Below are 25184 nucleotides of genomic sequence, written 5' to 3' on the forward strand. Positions count from 1 at the left end.
GCCTATCAGCTTGAGGAAGAACGATGGCATCGGTCGTCTTCGGGGCAGTCGCCGTCATCGCACTGATCGTGGGCGTGGTGCTGTTCCTCGTGTTGAGGCGGAAGCCGCACACCCGGGTCGGGGCATACGTCAGCGCGGGCTTCATCTTCCTGGCCGCAGGCTTGCTCGCCATGGGCTCCCTCTCGTTCGCGAGCCTGGAATCCGCTGCGCTGCGGACCTTCACGCCGCAGGAGCGCGCGGCCGCGGTGCCGTGCCACGCGGCGGTCCTGGGGGCCGAGGAGACGTCCAACAAGCTCAACGGACGCTACATCTGGACGTTGCGGCTTCGCGTGACCCCCCAGACCGGCGAGCCTTACGAGATCGAGCGCACGGCCCGGCTCACCTCGTCCATGGGGGAACGCCTGGAGCGGGGGAACGTCGTGCTCGCCTGCCTGGTGGCCCCCGCCGACCACACCCGGATCGAGATCGCGGCCCTGGCCTGAGCCGTCCTTCGGCCGGCATGGGAAGGCGGGGGCCGGCGTTCAGGCGCGTGCGCCGCCGTCCACCCTGAGGACGGTGCCGGTCACGAAGGAGGCGCGGTCGCTGAGCAGCCAGGCGGCGGCCTGGGCGATCTCGTCGGGATCGGCCGCGCGGCGCAGCGGCGTCTGGGCCTTGAGCCGCTCGACGAGGCCGGGGGAGTGCTCCTCCCACGTACGGATCATCTCGGTCGACGTGTGGCCGGGCGCGATCGCGTTGACGCGGATTCCTTCGGGGCCGTACGTGATGGCGGCCGACTCCGTGAGGCTGTTGACGGCCCGCTTCATCGCCCCGTAGGCAGGCAGCTGGGGGTTGCCCATGAGGCTGCCGACGCTGGAGTTGTTGACGATGGCTCCCGTGCCGGCGGTGGCCCGGATGGCGGCGATCTCGGCGGTCATGGCCAGCCACGGGCCCTTGAGGTTCACGGTGTAGAGGCGGTCGAAGTCGGCCTCGTCCACCTCGTCGATCGGGCCGGGCGGCGTGATGGTCGCGCCGTTGTTGAAGGCGACGTCGAGCCGGCCGTACAGGTCCACGACGCGATCCACGGCGGCGCGCACACTGGCCGCGTCGGCCAGGTCGCACACCACGTAGCCGGCGGTGCCGCCCGCCGCCCGTACCTCCTCGGTCACCGCTTTCAGCTGTTCCTCCGTACGGGCCGCGAGCAGCACCCGGGCGCCCTCCCGGGCGAACAGCCGCGCCGCGGCGGCGCCGATGCCGCGTCCGGCGCCGGTGATGAAGGCGACCTTGCCGGCCAGCAGCCCCATGGACGTGTCGTTGGCGGGAATGGTGTTCTGCATGACAGTGAGCCTGCGCCAGCGTGCCGGGCTTATCCAGGTACAACCGGTACATGCCTGGACCGCGCATATTCGTGCAAGCTGGGAGTATGGACAGACAGGAACTGGCGGCCTTCCTGCGGAGCAGGCGCGAGCGGATCGTCCCCGCTGACGTGGGGCTGCCTGCCGGGCCGCGCCGCCGCACGCCCGGATTGCGCCGCGAGGAGGCGGCGCAGCTGGCCTTCATCTCGACCGAGTACTACACCCGGCTGGAGCAGGCCCGCGGGCCCCGCCCGTCGCAGGAGGTGCTGGCCGGGCTGGCCCGGGCCCTGCGCCTGTCCGACGCCGAGCGCGACCACCTCCACCGCCTCGCCGGCGCGCCGCCCGCCCGCGCGCCGGGGCCCTCGCGCGAGGTCCGCCAGAGCATCCTCGACCTGCTGCGGCGGCTCCCGCAGGCCGCCGCGATCGTGACGTCCGCGATGTACGAGATCATCGCCTGGAACGACCTGGCGGCCGCCCTCATGGAGGACTTCTCCGCCCTGTCACGGCGCGACCGCAACCTGGTGCGCCGCGTCTTCCTTGGCCCGCATCCTCAGGGACGGCGGTTGTACGGGGTGTCGGATGCGGATGGGTTCGCCCGCCTCTCGGCCATCCACCTGCGCGCCGCCGCCGCCCGCTACCCTGACGACCCCGAGGTGGCCGAGCTGGTGCGTGAGCTCCACGAGGGAAGCGAGGAGTTCGCCCGCCTGTGGGACTCCCACGACGTGGCCGGCGCCCCCGCCATGACGAAGACGTTCCAGCATCCGCTGGTCGGCCCGGTCACCGTCAACTGCGACGTTCTCGACATCACCGACCGGGACCAGCGGGTCGTGATCTACACCGCCGTCCCCGGCTCGCCGTCCGAACAGGCCCTGCGCCTGCTGGCGGTCGTCGGCACGCAGCGCATGGATGTTCCTACCTGAGATTGCCGGTCAGATCCCCACGGGCGGAGGCGAGGGCCACGCGCCGGTCTCGCCCTGAACGCAAGAAGCCCGACCGGGCTGCCCCCGGCCGCCGTATGTCAGCGGCGGCGTCAGGACGGCGACGGCCCGGTATCAGAGCGGTCGGCGATGGTGGACATCGAAACAAGAGCGCAGCACAAGGAGCACCTGATGCAGAAGTTCGACACCCCCGCCGCCATCTCCGCCGTCCTGGACATCCCCGCCGGCCGCGTCCACTTCATCGCCGCCGACCGGGCCGACACCACGGTCGAGGTCCGTCCCACGAACGCCGCCAAGAGCCGCGACGTGAAGGCGGCCGAGCAGACCACGGTCGAATACGCCGGCGGCGTCCTGCGGATCGAGACGTCGGTGAAGAACCAGTACCTCGGCCCGTCCGGATCCATCGACGTGACGGTCGAGCTGCCCGCCGGTTCCCGTATCGAGGCGAAGGCGGGCGCCGCCGAGCTGCGGACCGTCGGCCGTCTCGGTGACGTGGCCTTCGACGGCGCCTACCGCCAGGTCAGGCTGGAGGAGACCGCGAGCCTGCGCCTGACCGCGACCGACGGCGACGTCGAGGTCGGCCGGCTGGGCGGCCCGGCGGAGATCAGCACCGCACGGGGCGACATCCGCATCGCCGAGGCCACCGGCGGCAAGGTCGTGCTCCGCACCGACGCCGGCGACATCTCGATCGCCGCCGCCGCCGGCGTCTCGGCGGCCCTGGACGCCGGCACCGCCCACGGCCGCATCACCAACGCCCTCAAGAACGACGGCACCGCCGAACTGGACATCCACGCCACCACAGCCAGCGGCGACATCACCGCCCGCAGCCTGTGACCCACAGCCCGGTGACGGCGGACGGCCCCGGTCCATCCATGCGGACCGGGGCCCTCCACCCGGGTTCGGGCGACCAGACGTGAAGTAGCCGAGTGACCAGGGTGCCCTTCGCGCCCCCCGGCACGGGCCCTGCACGAGACGGTTGGACGGCGGTGGGTACCCGATCGACGGTGACGAGGACTGACCTGCGGTCGGCGCGCTGCAGTCAGTTTCCCCGTCGGGCCGCGGCAGGGCATCCTTTCCGTTTTCTAGGTCTATATCGCCTTTGGCGTATATGTCGATTACCTGGCCTTTAGTCCCTCCTGGTGGGTTTATGACTAGTTTTGAAGCAGGGCGTATGCGCTAGGCCGGGCACCGATTCGGTCGGGCCGGAGGTGTTCCTATGAGGGCTGTCGCCGTCCACCACGGGCTACGGGACCATGCCATGACGGTCGTGAAGATCCTCGCCGTCGCGATCGCCTATTTCGTGGCCGCCAAGCTCGGGCTGCAACAACAGCTGGTCCGAGGGCAGGTGACGCCGCTGTGGCCCTCGACGGGCATCGGGCTGGCCGCCCTGCTCCTCCTCGGCCTCCGGATCTGGCCGGGCATCACCCTCGGCGCCTTCCTGGTCAACGTGTCGATCGGGCCGACGATGGCCGCCGTCCTGGGCATCTCCATGGGCAACACGCTCGCGCCGGTCTGCGCGTACCTCCTGCTCGAACGCGTGGGCTTCCGCATCGAACTGGACCGGCTGCGGGACGCGCTCGCCCTGGTGTTCCTGGGCGCCTTCGCCGGGATGCTGGTCAGCGCTACCGCGGGCGCCGGCTCGCTGGTGCTCGCCGGCGGGCTGCGGCCCAGTGACTTCTGGTCCACGTGGTCGGTGTGGTGGACGGGTGACGCGATGGGCGTGCTCGTGGTCACGCCGCTCCTGCTCGCGAGCCGTACGACCCGGATGCCGCGGGCCGCCCACCCCCTCCGCTGGGTCGAAGGGGCGGCGCTGCTGCTGGGCACCTTCCTCGTCACGCTGGCGGCGACCGTGGGCCCCATCAACCTGCTCTTCCTCGTCTTCCCCTTCCTGATCTGGTCCGCGCTGCGTTTCCAGCTCCTCGGGGCCGCGGCGTGCGCGCTGATCGCGTCGACGGTGGCGATCGTCTCCGCCGCGCACCACTTCGGCCCGTTCGCCCAGCACGACCTCCTCCTCAACATGGTCGCCCTCCAGGCCTTCAACGGCTCCGCGGCGCTGACCGCGCTGCTGCTCGCCGCGATCATCGCCGAGCGCGACAAGGCCCACCGGAACATCAAGGACGTCTGCGCCCGGCTCAACGAGGTGGCGCACCGGCTCGCAGGCGACAAGAAGCTGGTCATCCGGCTGCCGCCCCCACGCGCTGGAGAGCGCAGCAGGGATCGGTCGCCGTAGCCGGCCTCCCGACCAGGGGTTTCGGGTGAGCACCGGTTGCGGCGGATGACTCATTTCGAGGATCCCGTAACCTTGCGCGCCCCCGGACGGGACCGGCCGGGGGCGCGGGAGAGCCCGCTAGCGGGCGCGGTAGGACACGATCAGGCCGAGACCCTGGAGAGCGGACTTGTCGCCTTCCAGGACCAGGCGCCAGGTCCCGGCGGTGAGGCCGGGGGTCGGCAGGAGCTTGCCCTCGGTGAGCGCCAGGCGTCGTTCGCCGTTGAGGAGGAAGCGGGCCGAGCCGTCGCCGGCCGGCGAGTACAAGGCGTACACGCCGGTGATGGCGCGGCCGGTCATGCCGGGGAACATGTCCGGCGTGAACGGGAGGGTCAGCGTGTCGTCGGCGCCGTCGACGAACGTGGACCACTCTTCGGGGAACTCCGCCGGGACGTCGCAGTAGCGAGCCGTGGCGTAGGGCTTGAGCATGCCCTTGACCGCGCCGGCGAAGAGCTCACCGCCCTGTTCGGCGGAGTACTTCAGGGTGACGGTGACGTCCAGGAGCTGCGGGTTGCCGCCGGACGGCAGCTCCAGGCGCCACCGGGAGACCGCGCCGGTGCCCTCGAAGGGGAGGTAACGGTCGTCGTCGTAGCGGAGCTCGAAGAGGCCGTTGTTGTCCTTGTACTCCTCCAGGTCCGACAGGGCGATCTGCTGGCCGCCGCGCCAGTCGGCGCGCAACGTCGCCGGCATCGGGCCCTTGGGGTCGAGGAGGTACTTGACGGCCTTGGGATCGGCCGCGAGCACCGTCCTGCTGTCCAGCTGGGTCAGCACGGCGTTGAGAGCGAGCGGGCCCTCCGGGCCGGTGAAGGTGACCGATACCGTCTTGACGCGCCGACGGTAGTGGCCGGGGAAGTCGCGGTCGAAGAGGGCCTCGGTCAGGGCGAACTCGCAGCGGCCGGTGGTGCGCAGGCTGAGCGCGGCCACCGGGTCCAGCGCCAGCAGCGACACCTTCTTGATGATCTCCAGGCCGCGGCGGTCGCTCTCGACCCACGCCTTGCCCAGCCGCTCCAGGTCCACTCCCAGGCTTTCCGCGGCGAGCAGGCCGTTGCGCCGGCTCTCCCAGTAGAGCGGCTGGATGTAGTCGGCCTCCCCTTCGGGGACGCCCCGCTCGTACTGGAAGGACCGCTGCGCGGCGCGCGCCATGTCGTACGCCATCGCGTAGGTCTGGAAGTACAGCCCGGACAGCCGCCCCGACATCCACTGGTACAGCTGGAGATTGGTGAACTTGCCGGTCATGAAGGCGCCGACGGCCTCCTGATTGGCGATCTGCTGATCCAGGATCTGCAGCTCGCGCTGGGCGGCCTTGAGCCGGAGCTCGGCGGCCTTCACCTGGTGGCCGAGCTGCTCCAGGTCGTTGCGGGCGACGGCGAGCTGGAAGGTCCAGTCGCCCACCATCCGCTCCTGCTCGGCGCGGATGCCGAGCAGCTCGCCGATGACGTTCAGCGCCTCGGCCGCCGACGACGAGGCCTCGCCGCCGTGCTCCAGGGCCTCGGTCACCTGTTCCCGGCCCAGCTTGGTGCCCATGATGAACAGGCCCAGCAGGACGTCCGGCAGGCCGGAGGCGATGGCCGCGCCGGCCTGGAAACCGGTCGCGACGACGTGGGCGACCACCGCCGCGGACATCATGCCGAGCTGTGCCTGCTCCAGCGGCGTCAGCCCGGCGGCGATCAGCCCCTCGTAGTGCTCGACCCGGTTCTGCGCGCCCTGCTCGCTGACCCGCACCTCGCTCAGGCCCTGGGCGGCGATCTCCACCTCCGCCTCGCGCACGGCACGGGTGAGGGCCAGGATCGTGCCCTCGTGCCGGTTGTTGAGCAGCGCCAGCTCCTCGGAGTCGCGGCGCTCCAGCACGCTGAGCAGGTCGCCGCCGAACTGCCGCAGCTTGTCCACCAGCTCCTGCGCCTTGCGGAAGACGGAGGAGAAGCGGTAGTGCGGCACCGGCAGGGTCGCGGCGGCGGCGAGCCGGTCGAGCGACGCTCCCGCCGCCGCGCCGCGCACCAGCGCCATCACGTCGGCCGGCGGCTCGAACAGCGGCAACGGCCGGCTGACGCCCATGATGTCGAGCGAGGCCCGGATCTTGCGCAGCCGGTCCTCGACGCGGTCCCAGTACTCCAGGAACACGCCGTTGGCGGGGACGTGGAAGTACGGTCCCGCGACGCTGGCGTGCACCTCGCCCGCCTTCTCCAGCATCGCGCCGCCCGCGGTGAGCTCGGGCAGCCCGTCGTCCTGGGGCGCCCGGCGCAGCTGCTCGTAGGTGAGCGCGGGCGAGAGGGACCGAGGGCCGAGGTCCTCGGGCGGCCGCTCGCCGAGCAGGTCGTAGGCGAAGATGTAGAGCATCCTGGCCTCGTCGACGCTCTCGGCGGTGTACTGCCTGAAGAGCAGGTCACCCCAGTCGAGCAGGTTGTCGACGTACGCCATCACGACCGCGCGCCGGTAGGCCGGCGGCCGCAGCTCGGCGATCGCGTGCGGGTCGAAGGGATCCTCCAGGTACGCCTTCAGCAGCGCGGCCCGGTCACCCATGAGATCGTACTGCTGGCGCAGCCGCCCGAGCAGGGCGATGCGTTCCAGCAGGCCCTTCAGCGCCGGCCCGGCCTCCGGCGGCACCTCCAGCGCGTTGAGCGCCTCCTCGATCGGCGGCAGTCCGGTGGTTGAGGGCCCGCCGGTCGGCAGCTCGGCGAGGTAGCCCTTCTCGGTCTCGCTCAGCTCGCGCTGGTGCTGGAAGGCGGGGGCCATCGGCGCCACCCTGACCAGGATCTCCTCCAGGTCGGCGGCCGGCTTGCCCACGTCGGCCCCCCGGCCGGCGAGCTCGGCCAGGTCGTCGCGGCAGCTCTGGACCAGCGCCGCGACGTCCGCCGCCAGGAACGGCAGGAAGCGCCAGTACCGCGGCCTGGTGGGGTCGAAGACGTACTCGTACCAGGTGCGGGCGTCGTCGAAGCGCTGGGCGGCGTTGAGCGCCTGGGCGATGAGCGTGGGGGCGTGGAAGAAGACCTCCCAGTAGTAGATGCCGTTGCCGCTGTTGAAGTCCAGGTGCGTGCCGGCCGGCACGCCCTGCTCCGCGGTCGACTCGGTGACCATGATCGTGGTGGCGTCGGAGACCCGCGTGCTGAAGGCCGGCAGCTCGTCGATCTCCTGGATCTCCGGCGCGAGCAGCGCGGGCACGCCGCCCTCCAGCAGCGCCTTGTTCAGCCTGTACGCCGTGCTGGAGGTGAGCCTGATGACCTCGTGCGGCAGCGCGGCGATCTCGTACGGCCGCTGGACCTTCACCGCCGAGGGGTAGGTGACGTACGTGGACCCGAGGAACAGGTAGAGGTCGGTGCTGTCGAGCACGCCGTCCAGCCCCTCCTCCCAGCCGCCGGGCAGGCCGCCCCAGTTGCCGCTGACAGGGGAGAACTCCGTCATGGACGACAGCTCCTCGCCGGGCCGCAGCACCGTGTAGTCCTGGCCGCTGAAGACGTAGCGCAGGCCCGCGCGCCGGAAGACGGCCCGGACGCGGCGGCTCATGGGCTTGGGGTAGCCGGGGTCGGCCAGGGCGTCCGGGACGCCGTCCTTGAGCGTGTAGCGGACGTACTCCAGGTTCCTGGCCAGGAACAGCGTGGGGTTCGCGCCGCCGGTGCCGGCGACGACGTAGGCCGCGTCCACGCCCTCGTCGGTGATGACCGTCCTGGCCACGCCCAGGGTCTTGATGGGGGACGGCTCGCTCTGGACGTAGTCCCTTTCCTTGGGCCCGTTGCCGGATTGTCCCCGGCCCTTGCCGGGTTCCTCGCGGGTGATGGACAGGTAGGTGTGGGTGTCGTTGTTGAAGAAGTAGACGCTCTCGCCGTGGCGGAAGGGGGCGCTGACGGGGCCGGACTGCGGCAGGCCGTCTCTGTTGCCGCGCAGCTGGAGCGTGCGCTCGTTCTGGCCGTCCCAGCGCCGGTAGGAGTCGCCGTTCACGACGAAGACCTCGTCGCCGCGGAAGAGGACCGCCCCCACCGGCGTGCTGCCGGTCGCCCATGGCGGCTGGAAGGTCTCCAGCGCGTTGCCGGGACGGGTCCGGCGCACCCACACGTGCTGTCCGGCCGAGTGGTAGTACTCCGCGCCGTCAGCGTCGACGGCGGCGGCGTCCACCCTGTCCCACTGCGGGAAACCCTCTTCGTTCCCCTTGATCGGCTTCGGGTAGCCCACGTCGATCCTGCCGAAGGGGGCACCGGAGTACCGGTAGTAGGACGCGCCGGAGAACAGGTAGAGGAACCCGTCCCTGACGATGGCCGCGTCGGCCACGGCCCTGTCGTTGTACAGGGGGGTGGCGATGTGTCCCCAGCGTTCGGCCGTCGCCGGCTTGCCGAGGCGGGTGGCGGTCGTCCGCGTCTTGGAGACCTCCACGTAGTAGGGGCCCAAGCCGTTCTCGCCGATGTTGTTGAAGAAGTACCTGACACCGCTGGGCAGCTCGACCGCGGCGTGGATCGGGGACCACACCGGCAGCTTGTCGGGATTGCCGCTCAGCTGCCGCGGCTCCTCGCCGCTGCCCTGCGGGGCGATCGGCCGGCACAGGAAGCTGCCGCCCTTGTGGTCGACGCTCATCCACGGGTCGCTCTCGGCCCCGGCCGGCACGGCCAGCTGCACGACCTTGGACGCGTCCACGGGCTCGTTGAAGATCTGCTCCAGCCGGGACGGCCGCACCGGCTCGGGCACGCCCTCGGCGCGGATCGCGTACAGCTCGGGGGTCAGCGCGAACGCCGACTGCACCTTGTCCGGGCCCTCCGGCCTGGCGACCGTGTACGTGCAGGTGATCAGGATGGTGTCGTGCGTGCCGCCGTCGGGCACCGGCACGGTCGCGGACGCCTGGACGTACAGGCTGACGCCGTCGACGGGCGCGTCCAGCACGTCCTCCAGGGGCAGGACCTGCGCGGGCACCCATTCGCCGTTGAGGTTGCGGAAGGAGTAGTTGACGCGCACCCGGTACTTGGGCGGCGGCGGCGTGAGCGTACGGCTGTCGCCGCTCTGCTGCTCGGTGAGCGTGGTCTGGGCGCCGGGCTCGGGCGCGACCGCCTCGGCCGTGGGCCAGAAGACGAAGATGCGGCCGAAGGCGTGCACCGGGTAGACGATCTCGGCCTCGACCTGCGCGTCGACCTTCAGCCACGGCTGCCAGGTGGCCGACAGGCGCCCGTCGTCCCTGAACTCCGCCTCGCGGCAGTAGTAGCGCCTCGGCTCGGTCCTGGTCCTGCCGAACAGCACCAGCCGCCGCACGCCCGCTTCGGCGCCGTCCGCGGTGTAGACGTAACCGCCGGCGATCGCGAGCCTGGAGACCTCGGTGTACTCGTCGAGGTAGCGCTTGTAGGCCTGCTCCACCTTCTCCTGGGTGATCTCGCCCTGCAGCAGGTCGTCCTCCAGGGCACGGAAGGCGGGCGTCTTGGAGCCGCGCAGCTCGGGGCGCAGGTAGTTCTCCGGGTAGAGGAAGACCTTCCTGTTGGCCTCCCACAGGCGGTAGTTCTTCAGCCACGCCCACCAGGTCCTGATCCGCCGCCGCGTCTCCTCCGGGTCCCGCCCGTCCGGGACCTTCACCCGCTCCAGGTCGAGCAGGTAGCGGTGCACGTAGAGCTGGACGGCCGCGATGGCCTCGCGCACCCGTGAGGTGCGGCCCTGGCCGCCCATCTCGACGTCGGCCAGGAGCTTGTCGTACAGCTCCGCCGGGGTGCCGGGGGCGATCGAGACGAGGGCGTCGCGCTTGAGCACGTTGATCTCGTCGTGGACGGCGGCCGACAGCGCCTCCCACTCGCCGGCGTGCAGGCGCTCCATGATCCCGTAGAGGGCGGTGTTCGCCGCCTCAAGGGAGGGCGCGTCGCCGAAGGAGGGCTGCCACACGCCGGTGTAGAGCGTGGACGGGGCGTCCCCGAGCCGGCCGGTGAGCGTGAACAGCTCGGCCAGGCGGAGCAGGAACTCCACCTCGAAGCGGTCCTCCTCCCGCCGCACCGGCGCGGCGCTCGCCGCCGCGGCCGCGATGGCCTCGGGCTCGGCGGTCAGGAGCGCGGCGTTGCGCTTGGCCCACCTGATCTCGTCGACGTCCCAGCCGAACAGGTCCGCCAGGTAGGCGTACGGGTCCTGCACCACGGCCGGCGGGTCCAGCAGGAAGGCGGGCAGGCCGTCCGGGTGCCGGCGGGCGAGGTCGATGAACCGGGAGATCGTGTGCACGTCGCTGAGCCGGTAGTCGGCCGTGCCGCCCCAGCGGTAGCGGAACCGCTGCGGGTAGGTGCGGTCCACCTCGTGATAGCCGCGGGAGTAGCGTACGTATTCGTCGCCCTTGCACAGGTACGTGCGGCCCTCGAAGACGAACGCGCCGTCCACGCCCGACTCGAAGCGGCCCGGCAGGTCGCCCCAGTCGTCACGGACGGTACGCGGGTGACCTTCCGCCACGAACTCGAACGCGTCCGGACGGTAACGGACGTACTGCTCGCCCTTGAAGGCGTACAGCTCGCCGGTCGGCGCGGCGAAGGCGGCGTCGACCAGCCTGTGGCCGGAGTCGGCGAAGGCGTTGCGCACCTTGCCGAACAGGGCGTTGACGGGCCGCGCGGCCGGCTCGCCGACCCGCAGGCAGAGGTCGCCCTTGATCAGGTGGACGGTGCCGTGGGGGCCGGGGGTGCGGAAGGCCGCGTCGAGGCCGTCGGCGAAGTCCGCGGGCGGGTCCTGCATGCGCAGGTCGAAGGCGAGGCCGGGCAGGATGGCGCGGGGGTAGCCGTCGTCGGCGTACTCGTACTCGGTGCCGGTGTAGCGGACGTACTGGTCGCCGGAGAACAGGTAGGTGTGCGCGCCGGTGACGATCGTCGCGTCCACCTTCTCCCTCTCCACGAGGTTGTTCCTGACGCGGCCGAAGACGGCGAGGTCGCGGGTGGCGGTCGCGGCGCGGGAGACGACGTGCCAGGAGCCGCCCGCGAAGAGGTAGGCGGTGCGGCCGTTGGCGACGGCGGCGTCGATCGTGCCGCCGGTGACCGCGTCGTCGAACGACTCCGGCAGGTTGGCGAAGGCGGCCTCGCGGCGCAGGTTGCCGACGATCTTCTTCGGGTAGCCGGGATCGATGTAACGGTATTCGGAGCCGGTGTAGCGGACATACCGGTCGCCGGAGAACAGGAACGTCGTGTCGTCGCCGAAGACGCAGGCGGCGTCGATCCTGGCGGTCGCGTCGTCGGGCACGAACGGATTGGGCGACCTGCCCCACCGGTCGCGGATGACGGCGAGCGGGGCGAAGTCGTGCCCGTCATGGCGGGAGTACTGCTCGGAGAGGAAGAAGTACGTCGAGCCGTCCGGCGCGGTGAACGCCGTGCGCAGCGCGTCACCGTCTTCCCTGCTGGATTCGAGGACGTGCTCGAAACCGGGCCAGAGCCGCTCGATCGGGCGCGGGTAGGACCAGGCGCCGGCCCTCTCGTCGTACTGCAGGCACTGCTCGCCGTGCAGCAGCAGCATGGTGTCGCCCGCGAACAGCACCGCGTCGGGCACGGGGTGACCGGGTACGCGGTATTGCTCGGGCACCTGCCAGAAGCTCTCGTCGGCGAGTTGCGGCTCGCCGTCGGGCTCGGTGTAGTCCGTGCCGGAGTAGACGAGGTAGCGCATGCGGCCTTCCTCGTCGGGCGACTCGAAGACGTAGGTCTTCGTGCCGCGGACGTACGCGAGCGCGACGTCGTCCAGGCCGCCCCAGTGCTCGGAGATGAGCCGGGGCTCCCCGTCGATGGTCAGGCCGGGGTTGGGGGCGGCAGTGTCGGCGGGGCCGGGGTCGGCGTAGACGACGAACTGGTCGCCGCTGAACAGGTAGGTCCTGCCGTCCCTGGCGACAAACGCCGCGTCCACCTTGTTGTCCTGATAAATCGTGTTACGCGGCTTGCCCCACTCCTCGGCGAGGAGGTACGGCCTGTTCAGCCGCGTGTTGACGCAGTTCGGCCCCTTGAACAGGTACGTCGTGCCGTCGGCGCCACGCAGCACGGCGTCGAGCCCGCGCCGGAACTCCTCCGGCGCCGCCCGCAGCGACCGCGGCGTACCGGTCTCCTGCACGAACCCGCGGCCCTCGACGGCCTCGACGCCCGCGCGATGGCGCCAGCCGCCGCCGTCCTCCGCCAGCAGTTTGCCGTCCTCCAGGAACGCGCAGCTCAGCCCGATCGACGAGGGGTCGTCGTAGCGGCGGTAGAGGCCGTCGGACACGATGTGGCAGCGGCCGGCGCGGAAGAGGTGGACGTTGCGGCGGTCGGCGAAGGCGGCGTCCACGCCGTCGAGCGTGACGTCCAGGGCCGCCATCCCGGGCTCGCGCGACAGCGCGGACAGGGCCGCCGGATAGCCGTCCTGCACGTACTCGAGCTCCGTCCCCAGGTAACGCACGTACTGGTCGCCGGAGAACAGGTAGACGTAGTGGTTGTCCACCTTCCTGCCGTCGATCTCCTCCGTCACGGTCCTGGCCAGCGCGGCGTCCACCAGGCCCGTCCGGGCGATCCTGTTGACCACGTTGCCCCAGTACGCCGGGACGGAGGCCGGGTAGCGGTCGTCGGCCCTGGTGTAGTCTCCGCCGGAGAAGCGGAGGTAACGGTCGCCGCAGAAGACGTAGGTCCGGCCGTCCTTGCCGACGAAGGCGGCGTCCACCCTGGTGAAGGGCAGCAGGCTGTCCCAGTGCTCGGCGATCGTGCGCGGCTCCGACCACCAGCGGTGCCGGGCGTCGGACACCACGAAACGCTCGCCGGCGAAGAGGTACGTCCGGCCGGTGCCGTCGGTGAAGACCGCGTCGATGACCGCGAAGCGGGGGTCGGCGGCCAGCGAGGCGGGCAGGTTCCACCAGTTGTCGGAGACCGGCTTGGGGTAGCCGGGGTCCGGGGTGGCGTAGTCCCTGGTGGAGTAGCGGACGTGGAAGTGGCCGCCGTCGGCGTGCACCTGGATGTGCAGCGGGTTCCGGTGGAGCGTCAGCGCGATGCCCTGCTCGGTGCCGACGTGCCACTTCCGGTACTCGTCCGTGCCCTCCGAGGTGACGGTGGCGTTCTCGGCCAGGGTCAGGCCGTGCTCCAGGAAGTGGCGGCGCAGCGCGGGCGACAGGCGGCCCTCGTTCAGCTCCGGCTCCTGGGCGAGCGGCACGTCGAACAGGTGGCCGCCCTGGCCGAACAGGTACGTCCTGCCGTCCATCACGAAGGCCGCGCCGACCTTGCGCAGCCCTCCCCAGTCGCGGGCGATCCCGCGCGGGTAGCCGAGGTCGACGACGGCGTAGTCGGCGCCGGAGTAGCGGATGTACCTCTCGCCGCTGAACAGGTACGTCTTGCCGTCCATGCCCACGAGCGCGGCGTCCACCGCGCCGCCGGCCAGCACGTCGGCGACCCTGCCCCAGCGCTCGGCCGTCGGCTGCGGCACGCCGGCGCCGGAGGCGGTGAAGGAGACCGTCCTGCCGTCCTTGAACAGGTGCACCATCCCCGAGACGGGCTCGGTGAAGGCCGCCTCGACGCCGGTGTGGAACTCGCCGGGCAGGCGGGCGAACTCGGTCTCGATGCGCCGCGGATAGCCGTCGTCCACCCGCACGCCGTCGTTCTCCACGCTGTCGGTGTAACGGACCACCTGGTTGCCGCTGAACAGGTACGTCCTGCCGTCGGGGCCGGTGAACGCGGCGTCGAGGCCCTGCGCGCCGTCGAAGGCGTTGCGGATGCGGCCCCACCGGGCGGAGATCGGCTGCTCCTGCCCGCCGATCTCGAAGTAGCGGCCGCCCGCGAACAGGTGGACCCGCCCGTCCACGTCCTGGAAGGCCGCGTCGAGCGCCCCGGTGAACGCCTCGGGCAGCGGCGCGTCGTGGCCCTCGGCCTGCCACCATTCGGCGACGCCGCGCGGGTAACCCTCGTCGACTGTCGTGAAATCGGGGGTTGAGTAACGGATGTACTGGTCAGCGCAGAAGAGGTAGGTCCTGCCGTTCTCGTCCACGTACGCGCTGTCGATCCGGCGCGGCGCCTCGAAGTTGTTCCTGACCTTGCCCCACAGCTGGTCACGGGGCGCCCAGCGGATGCTGCCCGGCTCCTTGACGAACAGCCGCGAGACCTCCCGATCGGGGACCTCGTCACCCCGCTCGACGGCGCGGCCGATGATCCACTCGGCGCCGTCGGGGAAGGCGAAGGCGGCGTCGACCCGGGTCAGCCCGGTGAACCGGGGCGACAGCTCGGTCAGCGCCTTGGACCTGGGGTCGAGCAGGGCGTAGGTGTCTGCGGAGTAGGCCCAGTAGACGTCGCCGGCGAACACGTAGATGCGGCCGTCGGAGCTGCGCAGCACCGCGTCGACGACCTCGACGCCCGGCGGCAGGGCCAGGGGCTCGGGGTACTTGCCGGTCAGGTCCTGGTCGTGGAAGGCGACGGCGACCTCGGTCCCGTCCATGCCGAGCTTGCCGGCCAGCAGCGCGAAGCGGCGGATGCGCTCGTACGCGGCCTGGAAGTGCGGATCGGACAGGCGCCGGGGGACGGCGATGACCGGCGGCAGGAGGATCTCCATCGCCTCGGGCAGCCCGCCGGCGACGCCCGCGCAGATCGCCGCGGCGCTCTCCTCGGGCACGCCGAACGCGTCGGCCAGCGCGGAGGTGAGCGCCTCCCGCTGCTGCCCGGCGCGCTTGTCCAGCGCGGCGGTCACCTCCTCGACCGCCTCGGCCACCGCCACGGCGACCGCGTGCAGCAGGAAGAACACGTCCCGTTCGAAGTCCTCCAGCCCCTGCAGGGCGAAGCTGACGACGTTCGCGGGGTTGGCGAAGAAGGGGACGGCCTCGCGCGGCACGGACAGGCCGTCGGTGAGGTGTCCCTGCGCGATCAGCTTCTCGACGACCAGGCCCCGCTGCTCGTCGTCGAAGCCGAGCTCGCCCAGCGCCTCCAGATGGATCCGGTACGGCCGCTCGTCCTGCGCGCACTCGGCGACCCGCCGGGCCACGACAGCGGTCTCGGCCGCGGTGAACCCGTCGCCGAGCGTCTCCACCTCGGCGACCGGCCAGCCGTCGCTCAGACAGACGCCCTCCATCGCGGCCATCGCCCGCTGCGCCATCGCCAGGTCCGCCACCTCGGCGAAGTCCTCGGGAGTGAAGGTGTAGAGCTCGGACTCCAGCTCGCCGATCTGCCGTTTCACGGCGTCCAGCACGGCGTTGCGGTGCGGGTACTCGGGCGGCAGCGCGAAGTCGGCGGGCTGGAGCGCGGCCAGCGTCTGCTTGTCCAGGTAGCGGCCGTTCTCGTCGATGTAGCCGTTGAAGCGCAGCCCGTCCATCAGCCTGGCCAGCCGCGCCTCGCTGAGCCGCAGCCCCGCGAGAAGCCCGGGGTCGAGGACGAGCGGCTCGGAGCGGAAGGCGTCGACGCGCCGGCGCAGCAGGGCGAGCACCTCGGGGGCGACGTCGGACAGGCCGGCGTTGACGCGGAACGCCTCGAGGTTCTCCTCGTCGGCGAAGAACGCCGGATCCTGGACGGCGCCCTGCTCGTCGACGTACCCGTGGTAGGTCAGGTTGTCGTACAGCTCGTCGAGCTGCCCCTGGGACAGGTTGCCGACCGTGGCCAGGTCGGAGGGGTAGAAGGACGAGGTGCCGTTGCCGACGCTGTTGATCAGCTTGAACAGCGCCTCCTTGAACGGCACGAAGTCCCGCTCCAGGTTCAGCGCGTAGTCGGTCTCGGGCAGGCCCTCGGTGACGAGCGTGCCGTCGGCGCGCAGCCGTCCGCTGAACAGGAGCTGCGCGTGGATCTTGCCGGCCAGGCGCTCACCGAGCCCCAGCCCGACGAGGTCGTCGTCGACGACCATGCCGAGGGAGGTGACCGCCTCGTGCGCGGCCACGGCCACCTTTTCAGGGTCGAGGCGCAGCAGGCGGGCGTCGCGTTCCGACACCACCGCGCCGGTGTGGGTCGCCAGCACGTCGTGTACGGCCTGCGCGGCCCGCGGCCCGAAGCGCTCGCCCTCGAACATGGCCGGCTCCATGGCCACCGCCTGGAACCGCTGGTCGAGCCCCTCCAGCACCGCTAGCTGGTCATCCCCGCCGGCCCCGCTGGACCCGCTCCCCAGGATCTCGGCCAGTTCCTGGGCGCCGAAGCCGCTGTCCTGCATCCACCGGGCGACCGCGAGCAGCGTCTGGGCCAGCCACAGGCCGGAGGCCGGGTCGCCGCCCTCCAGGATGCGGTAGCAGTCCTGCGTCTTCGGCTCGACCCCGCCCAGGAGGGAGAACGTGGAATACCGCCACAGCGACGGGTCGCTCTCCAGCACCCCCAGCAGGTCGAACAGCTCGCCGGCGGACATGCCGAGCGCCGAGGTCAGCCTGCCGGTCCGCCGCAGCAGCGCGATCTGCGACGACCCGATCGCGGCGCGGTCGAACGGGCTCGGCTCCAGGGCGCTGTAGCGGTCGCGGTAGCGCCGCACGGTCTCCGTGATGTCGCTCTCGGAGGTCCCGATCCCGATGGCCAGCTTGCGGCGGTACTCCTTGTTGTGCGGGCCGAGGAGGTCGCCCGACATGGCGGGCAGCTCCTCGGGCACCGGCTCCACCTCGGCCACCAGCCCGCACACCGCGTCTACGGTGAGGTCGTAGCCCTGCCGCAGGTGCACGACGAGCGCGGTGGTCCGCAGCGCCGCCGCGTCGAGCGTGCCCCCGCAGCACGTGGTCAGGATGCGGTCGAGGTCGCCGAGGCCCAGCCCGGTCCCCCTGGCCAGCCGGACGATCCGGCTGATCCGGTCGTACCAGCCGGAGGTGGCCCCCTCCAGCCGCGTGCCGTCCGGCGACAGGGTGACCGGCCCGCTGCCCTGGTTGACGTAGGAGTCCTTGGGTGGCCGTACGAGGTCTTCCGGCTCGCCCAGCAGCTCCCGCAACTCCAGCGCCGACAGGCCCGTCACCTGCTTGAAACGTTCCACATCCGCGAGCGAGGACAGCCGGTCCTGCGGCGCGAGCCCGTAGAAGGCCTTGATCCGCGCCTCGTCCGCCGGCGACGTCAGATGCGTGACGGCCTCCGCGGACAACCCCAGGAACAGCCGGGCCACCGTGTCGGCGTCGGCCACCGGAGCGAAGATCCGGTAGAGCTCGTCCGGTCCGGTCCTGAGATGCCGGAGGTAGGTCTTGAACCGCTCCTCGTCCAGCGAGAACGGCATCCCGAACGGGTGCTCCAGCCGCTGCCGCATCCGCTCGTACGGCTCGTCCCCGGCGAGCTTCTCCAGCAGCTCGATGACGATGTCCAGGTAGGGAGACTCGCCGAAGGTGTTCTCCCCGTCCAGGAGGACCCTCTTCAGGTCGGCGCGCCGGTCGTCGCCGAGCAGCGACGGCTGCTCGAGAACGGTCTCGATCAGCCCCAGGAGATCCGCGAGGTAGGCCCCCGGCGAGTAGACCGTCCTGGCCTCGTCCTCCTGCCGATGATCGAGATTCGTGTCGTCGAACAGTTCCTCGTAGCTCGGGAGCAGCTCGTTGCCCGCCATGCGTCCCCCCTCAGAGAAGCCTGCGTAATCCGGACCGATCCCACAGAGCGGTCCGCGCCCCCACAGATACAAGCTCAGAAACCGCGCCACGAATATGGCGACCGAGCCACCTGTCCTCATCCGGCCAAAGGCGGATGTGGCGGACTGGGAACCTTTGCACGCCCGGCCAAAAGGTGGACGATCGATCGGTCGTCAGGCATGGGGGAGCCTTGAGAAGAACGGCTGGGGGGTCATGAAGAAGACAGGGCCGAGCACCGGCACGTCCAAGAACAAGCGTCAGCGCAGGCGGACGATCGGCGGACCAGAAAAGATCAAGCCTGGCATATCGGATATGCCTGACTTGCCTATCACGAAGCGTGACGTGTCCGTCGCCTCCGCGCCGGTCTCCACATCAACGCCGCCGGGCTGGCAGGAGTTCACCGAGAAGCCCGACTCGACCACCGCCAACGTGGTGGCGAGGGCGCTGCAGGACAGAACGTTCTCCATGCAGCGCATGGCCGGGATGCTGGCCCAGCGCTCGGCGTCCGAGCGCGGCACGATGTCCCGGCTCATCGTGTCGCAGCTCAGAAGCAACGCCGCCCTCGACTTCCTGAAGGCGACCGCCGGGGTTCGTCTCGTCAAGCCCAAGACGCCCCAGCAGCAGGTGCCGCAAACAGAGGACGGTGGCGCGCCGGGCCGCAACGAATCGCTCGAGGCGCTCGACCTCGCCGCGCCGGGCAAGGGCGCCGTCGACCTGGTCGAGCTCGCGAAGCGCGTCGACGACGCGGACGACGCCTCGTCGATGGCCTACCTCAAAAGGGTGTTGGCTGACGTCAACTCGATCAGCAGCAGCAAGGAGCCGTACTCGCGGCTGCGTCGCACGGCGCTCGGGCAGGAGGTGGTCGCCGGGCAGGCGCACATCGTCGAGCAGGTGGGCTTCCGTACGGCGAGCAGCAAGCGCGTCGCCCAGGGCGGCCTGTCGACCCAGAGCGACATCGAGTCCAGCTACTGGCGCACGTCCTTCGACGGAGCCCTGAAGAAATTCGTGGCGAAGCTGCAGGCGGGCGGCAAGCTGAAAGAGGGCGACATCCTGGTCAACAGCCCGCGCGTGCTGCGCAAGCTGGAGATGGTACTGGACCGGAAGGTGCTGGCCAAGCTCAAGATCCAGCCACTCAAGGGGGAGACGGGCATCAGCGTGCTGAGCGGCGCCACCGGCTCCTTGAACTGGAAGGAGATCCTGGAGGGGATCGGCGCGACGCCGTCGGCATACCAGCTCTTCGAGCTCGTGGACGCGGACCAAGTCCCGTATGGGCCGAAACAACAGGTCGACACGTACGCCGACCTCGCGCAGCTCATCACTTCCAGCGCGTTCTCCCGCCTGCAGGACATCGCGCGCGGGAAGGGCGAGCTGGCGCCGGTGTGCGCCATGGTCGAGCATCTCCTGCTCGGCCTCACCGACAAGTTCGGCCCGGACCGCTTCGACGTGCTGAGCGCCGACGCTCTGCGCTCGCTGAGCCGGCTCCTCGACATCGTCGTCGAGGATCCGAACCCGTCGTCGGCGTTGCGCGCGGTCGACCTCATGATGGACGAGATCGCCGTCGTGCTCGCCGTGACCAAGAACTACAAACGTGTCGACTATTGGAACACGATGCGGGACGTCCTGCTGAAGCGGGCGCCGAGCATCAGGCCGTACGTCGTCGGCAAGGAGATCGAGCTCAGCAGCCACCTCATGACCAGCGGCATGGACGCGCTCGGGACGGCGCTGTACATCGCGCTGTCGTCGCGGGGCACCGCGCAGGTCTCGCGTGCCACCGAGAAGGTCGACTACTTCGAGACCGGGATGCTGCTCGGCAAGCTCAAGAAGGGGGAGACGGCGAAGCCGCGCAAGGATGTCGTGGTCGCGGCGCTGAACCCGAGCACGCCCTTCGAGCCGCCCTCGACGAAGAACCTCGTGGACGGCGTACTCGGGGGTCTGAAGGCACGCAAGCGGGATGACCCGCCGTTCGCGCTGATCCTCGACACCACCGTCGAGGACGGGCTCGACCCGTCCACCGGCCGGACCCGGCTCGACGAGGTGCTCAACGGCCTGAAGGACGCCATCGCCGACGGCGGCCTCGAGGTCTTCCTGTGCAAGAGCTTCCAGAAGTACGCCTCCTTCGGCACCGGCAAGGTCGCCGCCGGCGACCTCACGGTGTTGACGAAGAAGGGCGGCTACGCGTCCCAGCGCACGCAGGCTGAGGCGCGGTTGCAGGAGCTCGACCTCGATCTCGCCCGGCATGACGAGGGGCAGCTCGTGATACACATGCTCAAGCACGGCAATCAAGACGAGCAGGCGCTGATGCGCAGCGCCGCCGGCAACGCCGAGTTCGTGAACAAGTTCTGCTGGCCGGTCACGCATACGGACCTGGGATCTCCGTACGTGGACGGCATCCCCTTGCTCCTGCGCTCGAAGCCCGGGGGCGAGATCGCCGCGCTGTTCGACAAGCTCGCCCTGGTCGATTCGCGCGGCAGCTTCTCGTTCCTGCGGACGTCGTTCGTCGACCTGATCCCGGGGCCGTGGGGAGTGCTACCGGAAGATCAAAAAGAGGACTGGTACACGCGCATCAACACCGGCCACGAGTCGAAGCAGACGATGGTCGAGTACTTCTACGCGTTCGGCCACCTGGTGACCGGCATGCCCCCTGGCGCGAAGGAGCCGACGACGCAGGACAGTCTCAGCAACCTGACCAAGAGCCTGAAGGACCACTGGAACGCACTTGGCGGTGTCAAAGACGAGGACGATGCCGACATCGCGCGGTACCGGGGCAGCATCATGGCCTCGTACTGCGCGTACGCGTGCCAGAACATGATGGTCAAGGCGAACGTGCTGCCGATGCTCGTCGCGTTCTTCGCGACGCCGACGACCGGCGTCTCGATCGAGACCCGGCGCTATCTCGCCGGTGAGCTGCTCTCGCGGGCGAATCTCTTGAAAACCCTCGATACCGGCACCCTCACGGAGCTGTGTGATCGGGCGATGGCGGATTTCAAGATCCCAGGCCTGGACAAGCCCGACGCGACCGTCACCCTCGCGGCGCTGTGCCGCGCGGCGGAGGTCCTCCCCGGCTGGTCGATGAAGCCCTTCGCCCAGGCGCTCAAGGACAAGCTCAAGCCCGGCGGCGATTCGAAGGAGGCGCGGCGGCTGCTCGAACTCATCGAAGGAGCCCTCAAAGCCTGAGGCCGGCGGGGCGTTGGCGATGGAACCCTGGCCGCCCTGACGCTCGGCGGCCAGGATTCAGGTCAGGAGCAGGCGGGCGGCTGCAACCGGGCGGCCGTGCGCTCCTGCTTCGGCTGGGCCGCCGTCTCCTGGGAGCCGAGGAGCGCGCGGGTGAGTGCCTGGCCGTCGCCCGCCATCGCCTGCAGCGCCGTGTCGAAATGATCGTCGGTGAGCACCCGCTCGTCCGAGCGCAACGCGACCAGGATGACCCGGCGCAGCAGTTCTTTGATGAACGACGCCGTGACCCCCTCGGTGGCGGCGACCACCTTGGCGGTGTCGGCGACGATGGGCCGGTTGCGGGCGTACAGGCGGATCAGGCGTTCGCGCGCCGCCGCGTCGGGCGGCGGCACCTCCACCGCGAGGTCCACCCGGCCGGGCCGCTGCACCAGGGCCTTCTCCAGGACCTCCACCCGGTTGGTGGTCAGGACGAACGTCACGTCGACGTCGCCGCTGATCCCGTCCATGGCGTCCAGCAGGGAGAACAGCAGCGGGCTGGTCTCGTGGTGGCTGCGGTCCTCGGCGATCAGGTCGACGTCCTCGACGACCACGATGGACGGTTGCAGCTTGCGCGCCACCGCCACCGCATAGTCGATCTTGCGCATGGCGGGTCCGGTCATCAGCAACGCCGTGTGCTCGCGCAGCCGTCCGATGAGGTAGCGCGTGGTGTGGGTCTTGCCGGTGCCCGGCGGGCCGTACAGCAGCAGGCCCCGCCGCAGGTGCTGGCCGGCCTCGGTGAGGCGGTCGGCGTGCTCGGCGATGCCCACCACGTGCTCCTCGATGGCCTCCAGCCGTCCTTCCGGCAGGACCACCTCCTCGGGGTCCAGCTCGGGGCGGGGCAGGAAGGTGAGCAGTTCGTTCTCCCTGTGCTCGCTGAAGCCGAAGCTGAGCACCTGGCCGCGGAACGGGTCGTTGTCCTGTTTGAGCCGGTTCACCTCGTCGCGTACGGCGCTCGCCACGTCCCGCCGGGCCGCCAGCACGGTGAGCAGGCTGTGGGAGTCGTAGTCGTCCTTGTTGCTCAGCCCGATGAGCACCGGCGTGCCGTCGGGCGCGGCCGTGGCGACCAGGCCGAGTTGCACGACCTCGATCGTGGTGTCGGGGCCGATCGGGGCCGTGCCGTAGTCGGGGCGGCCGAGCATGCGGCTGCCCTCGCGCATCGCCGCGAGCAGCATGTTGATGATGCTCTCCCAGCGCCGCTCGCCGCCCACGATGCCGAACCACTGCGCGCCGGGGGAGTGGGCGTCCAGGTAGAGGTCGGCGGCGGTCTGCAGCGCGGCGTGCTCGTAGAGCCGGTACTTCTCCTCCACGACGACCACGTCGCTGAGCGGGCAGCCGAGGTGCTCGGTCACCTTGGCGACCAGCGGAGAGGTGGCGTTGGCCTCGCCGATCCGTTCGGCCACCGCGGTGTAGACCTGCCGCAGGCTCTCGGCGAGCGCTCGCGCGTCGGCGAGTTCGATGTCGGTCACATCATCCATCATCGCGATCGGGGCGGATAAATGCGCCCGATTAATCGCCGGCGTCCGTACGCGGCCACCGTGGAGTCACCCTTCCACGGACGGCACTCGGACGCGTGCCACTCGCCGCTCTTCCGGCCGCTAGACAAGGCGGGGGGACAGCCTTGATCGACTCGACGGTCCTGGCTCGCTAAGGTGAGGCGCCCCCTCATCCCACCGCGGCTGGAAGTGTCACGTGATCTCTCGTTACCGTCTGGGCCTTCCGGCTCTCCTCCTCACCGGCCTTTATCTTGGTGCGCTGGCAGTCGCCGCGGTGATCGCGCTCACCTCTGGCGGTCTCGGCCTGTTATGGAGCCTGACCCTCTTCACGCCGGTGGACGAATCCATCCCGGCGACGTGGCCGAACGTGCTCGTCATGCTGGTGGCGGGGCTGCCCTGTGCCTGGGCGCTGTGGCAGTGCCTGCGCGGGCCGCTGGCGGGGCCACCGCCGGAGCAGGGCCGAGCCGTACGGCGGCTGCGGATCGCGCTGTACGCCGCGGCGGCGTACGGACTGATCTATCCGCTCATGTCCGACTGGTTCGGGGCCGCGATCCTCGACATCGCGTCGATGGCGGCGCTCGTGGTGCTGTTTCCGCCCGTGCTGGGCTCAGGCCTGCGGCACGCGGATCAGGTTCGGATCGTGGGCTTCCTGGGGTACGGGGGCGTCAGTGCCCAGTTCGCGCTGGCGCTGGCCGGCCTGCGTATGCCCGGCTGGCTCGCGCTGATCTTCGCCGGGGCAGCACTGCTCTGGGCGATCCTGATCCTGCGGGCGCAGCGGGAGGACGGGCGCTGGACGCGGTCCACCGTCCGGTACGGCACCGCCGGCCTGGTGTTTCCCTTCGTGTCGCTGCCGGTGGCCACGGTGCTCGGAGACCTGGGAACCGTCTATGCCGACGCCACTGGGGCATTCGATGTCCTGTTCACGGTCTGGCTCGCCCGTTCGGCCCACGAGCTCGCGAGACCGACGCAGCCCGCCGGGACCGCCGCGGGCGCTGAGCAAACAGCCATCCAGCCGTAGGTGACGCCGGAGCGCTGGCGCGTGGCGGCCTGCGCTCCATCCACTCGCGCCGGAAAACGGCAAAGGCAAGGAGACCCCGCTCCTTGCCACTTTCAGGTTATAGCGCACTGGGGGGCTTGCGGCAAGACCCGGGTCGTGCTTCAAGATGGGCGGCCGAAGCCAGAACACCTGCGGAAATGGGGGATCCGATATGCGTGTGGTGTTGACGACGTGGGGATCGCGCGGAGACGTCGAACCCTTGGCGGCACTCGCGGTACGGCTGCGCGAACTCGGTGCGGAGGCGCGAGTGTGCGCGCCCCCGGACGAGGACTTCGCGGAGCTGCTGGCGCGCGTCGGCGTCCCGCTGGTGCCGCTGGGCCCCACGGTGCGCTCCGTGGTCGCCGGTCCGAAGCCGCCCTCCGCCGAAGTCGCGTTCCGGCTCGCTCCCGAGCTGGTCGCCGCCCGGTTCGACACGCTCACCAAGGCCGCCGAGGGATGTGACGCGCTGCTGGCGACCGGCCTGATGCCGGCCGGCGCCCGGGACGTGGCCGAGAAGCTCGGCATCCGGTACGTATGCGCCTGCTTCCATATCCTGGGACTGCCCTCGCGGCACTTCCCTCCGGGGGCGCGGCCGGGCAAGCAGTCCCCGGCGGGCGAGACCGACAACCGGGTGCTGTGGGAGCAGGACGCCCAGCGGGTGAACGCCTTGTACGGCGAGGCGCTCAACAGCCATCGGGCGGCGATCGGCCTGCCGCCGGTGGACAACGTCCGCGACCACGTCCTCACCGACCGGCCGTGGCTGGCCGCAGACGAGACCCTGTGCCCGTCGAAAGGCCTGACGGACCTCGACATCGTCCAGACCGGGGCATGGATCCTGCCCGACGAACGCCCGCTCCCGGAGGAGCTGGAGGCGTTCCTGGACGCCGGCGCACCACCGGTGTACGTCGGCTTCGGCAGCATGGCCGCGTACGCCCCGAAGGACGTCGCCAGGGTGGCCATCGAAGCGATCCGCGCGCAAGGCCGCCGCATCCTGCTCGCCCGCGGCTGGGCCGACCTGGCCCTGATCGACGACCGGGACGACTGCTTCGTCGTCGGCGAGGTCAACCAGCAGGCGCTGTTCCCCCGGATGGCCGCCGTCGTGCACCACGGCGGCGCGGGCACCACGACGACGGCCGCCCGGGCCGGCGCACCCCAGGTCGTGGTGCCCCAGATCGCGGACCAGCCGCATTGGGCCGCCCGGATAGCCGAGCTGGGCATCGGCGTGGCACACGACGGTCCGACCCCGACCGTCGAGTCCCTGTCAGCCGCGCTGACCACGGCCCTGACCCCCGAGACCCGGGCACGAGCCAAGGCGGTGGCGGGCACGATCTCCACCGACGGGGCGACGGTGGCCGCGAAACTACTCCTCGACCCAGCCACCCGGTAAAGGCCGCCCGCGTCCGCGTGAACGCCTGCTCAGGCCGGAGAGCCGGCCGACGCAGCAGGCCGTAGCGAGCGCTCGCAGGCGGCGGCCTCGACCGGTGCACGCACGTGGCCCGGAACCC

At 70.7% G+C, this 25184-nt stretch carries 10 protein-coding genes; 7 read left to right on the forward strand and 3 right to left on the reverse strand.

The genetic code is table 11. The features are described 5' to 3' along the window. Window positions 1-23: 23 nt before the first annotated feature. A complete protein-coding gene (locus HD596_RS39660; protein WP_185074591.1) occupies window positions 24-482 on the forward strand; it encodes a hypothetical protein in 459 nt (152 codons plus the stop codon). Between the two features lie 39 nt (window positions 483-521). Here HD596_RS39660 and HD596_RS39665 read toward each other — a convergent pair whose 3' ends face one another. Further along, window positions 522-1313: an SDR family NAD(P)-dependent oxidoreductase gene (locus HD596_RS39665; protein WP_185074592.1), complete on the reverse strand. Its 792-nt coding sequence runs from the start codon at window positions 1311-1313 to the stop codon at window positions 522-524. Window positions 1314-1399: 86 nt separating this feature from the next. On the opposite strand from HD596_RS39665, the gene HD596_RS39670 reads away from it, so the two are divergent. From HD596_RS39670 to HD596_RS39680, 3 genes are all read left to right on the forward strand, one after another. Then, entirely contained in the window at window positions 1400-2251 is an 852-nt protein-coding gene (locus HD596_RS39670; RefSeq protein WP_185074593.1) for a helix-turn-helix transcriptional regulator, read from the forward strand. A 189-nt stretch (window positions 2252-2440) separates the two neighbouring features. Further along, window positions 2441-3103 (forward strand): DUF4097 family beta strand repeat-containing protein, encoded by a 663-nt coding sequence (locus HD596_RS39675; protein WP_185074594.1) that lies wholly within the window; start codon window positions 2441-2443, stop codon window positions 3101-3103. Window positions 3104-3485: 382 nt separating this feature from the next. Beyond that, a complete protein-coding gene (locus tag HD596_RS39680; protein ID WP_185074595.1) occupies window positions 3486-4499 on the forward strand; it encodes an MASE1 domain-containing protein in 1014 nt (337 codons plus the stop codon). A gap of 117 nt (window positions 4500-4616) precedes the next feature. Here HD596_RS39680 and HD596_RS39685 read toward each other — a convergent pair whose 3' ends face one another. Beyond that, window positions 4617-17921: a hemopexin repeat-containing protein gene (locus HD596_RS39685; RefSeq protein WP_185074596.1), complete on the reverse strand. Its 13305-nt coding sequence runs from the start codon at window positions 17919-17921 to the stop codon at window positions 4617-4619. Between the two features lie 331 nt (window positions 17922-18252). Between HD596_RS39685 and HD596_RS39690 the strand changes: the two genes are divergently transcribed. After that, window positions 18253-21114, forward strand: coding sequence for a hypothetical protein (locus HD596_RS39690; protein ID WP_185074597.1), 2862 nt, complete (start codon window positions 18253-18255; stop codon window positions 21112-21114). A gap of 62 nt (window positions 21115-21176) precedes the next feature. On the opposite strand, the gene HD596_RS39695 is transcribed toward HD596_RS39690, so the two are convergent. Next, the gene (locus HD596_RS39695; protein WP_221519721.1) at window positions 21177-22616 is read right to left on the reverse strand and encodes an AAA family ATPase; all 1440 of its coding nucleotides are present in this window, start codon (window positions 22614-22616) and stop codon (window positions 21177-21179) included. 301 nt (window positions 22617-22917) lie between these two features. On the opposite strand from HD596_RS39695, the gene HD596_RS39700 reads away from it, so the two are divergent. Together HD596_RS39700 and HD596_RS39705 are read left to right on the forward strand one after the other, a co-directional pair. After that, complete coding sequence (locus HD596_RS39700; RefSeq protein ID WP_185074598.1) at window positions 22918-23661, forward strand: hypothetical protein; 744 nt, start codon at window positions 22918-22920, stop codon at window positions 23659-23661. A 190-nt stretch (window positions 23662-23851) separates the two neighbouring features. Further along, window positions 23852-25066, forward strand: coding sequence for a glycosyltransferase (locus HD596_RS39705; protein ID WP_185074599.1), 1215 nt, complete (start codon window positions 23852-23854; stop codon window positions 25064-25066). The last annotated feature ends 118 nt before the right edge of the window (window positions 25067-25184 follow it).

It is taken from the genome of Nonomuraea jabiensis, assembly GCF_014204795.1.
GTDB lineage: Bacteria > Actinomycetota > Actinomycetes > Streptosporangiales > Streptosporangiaceae > Nonomuraea > Nonomuraea jabiensis.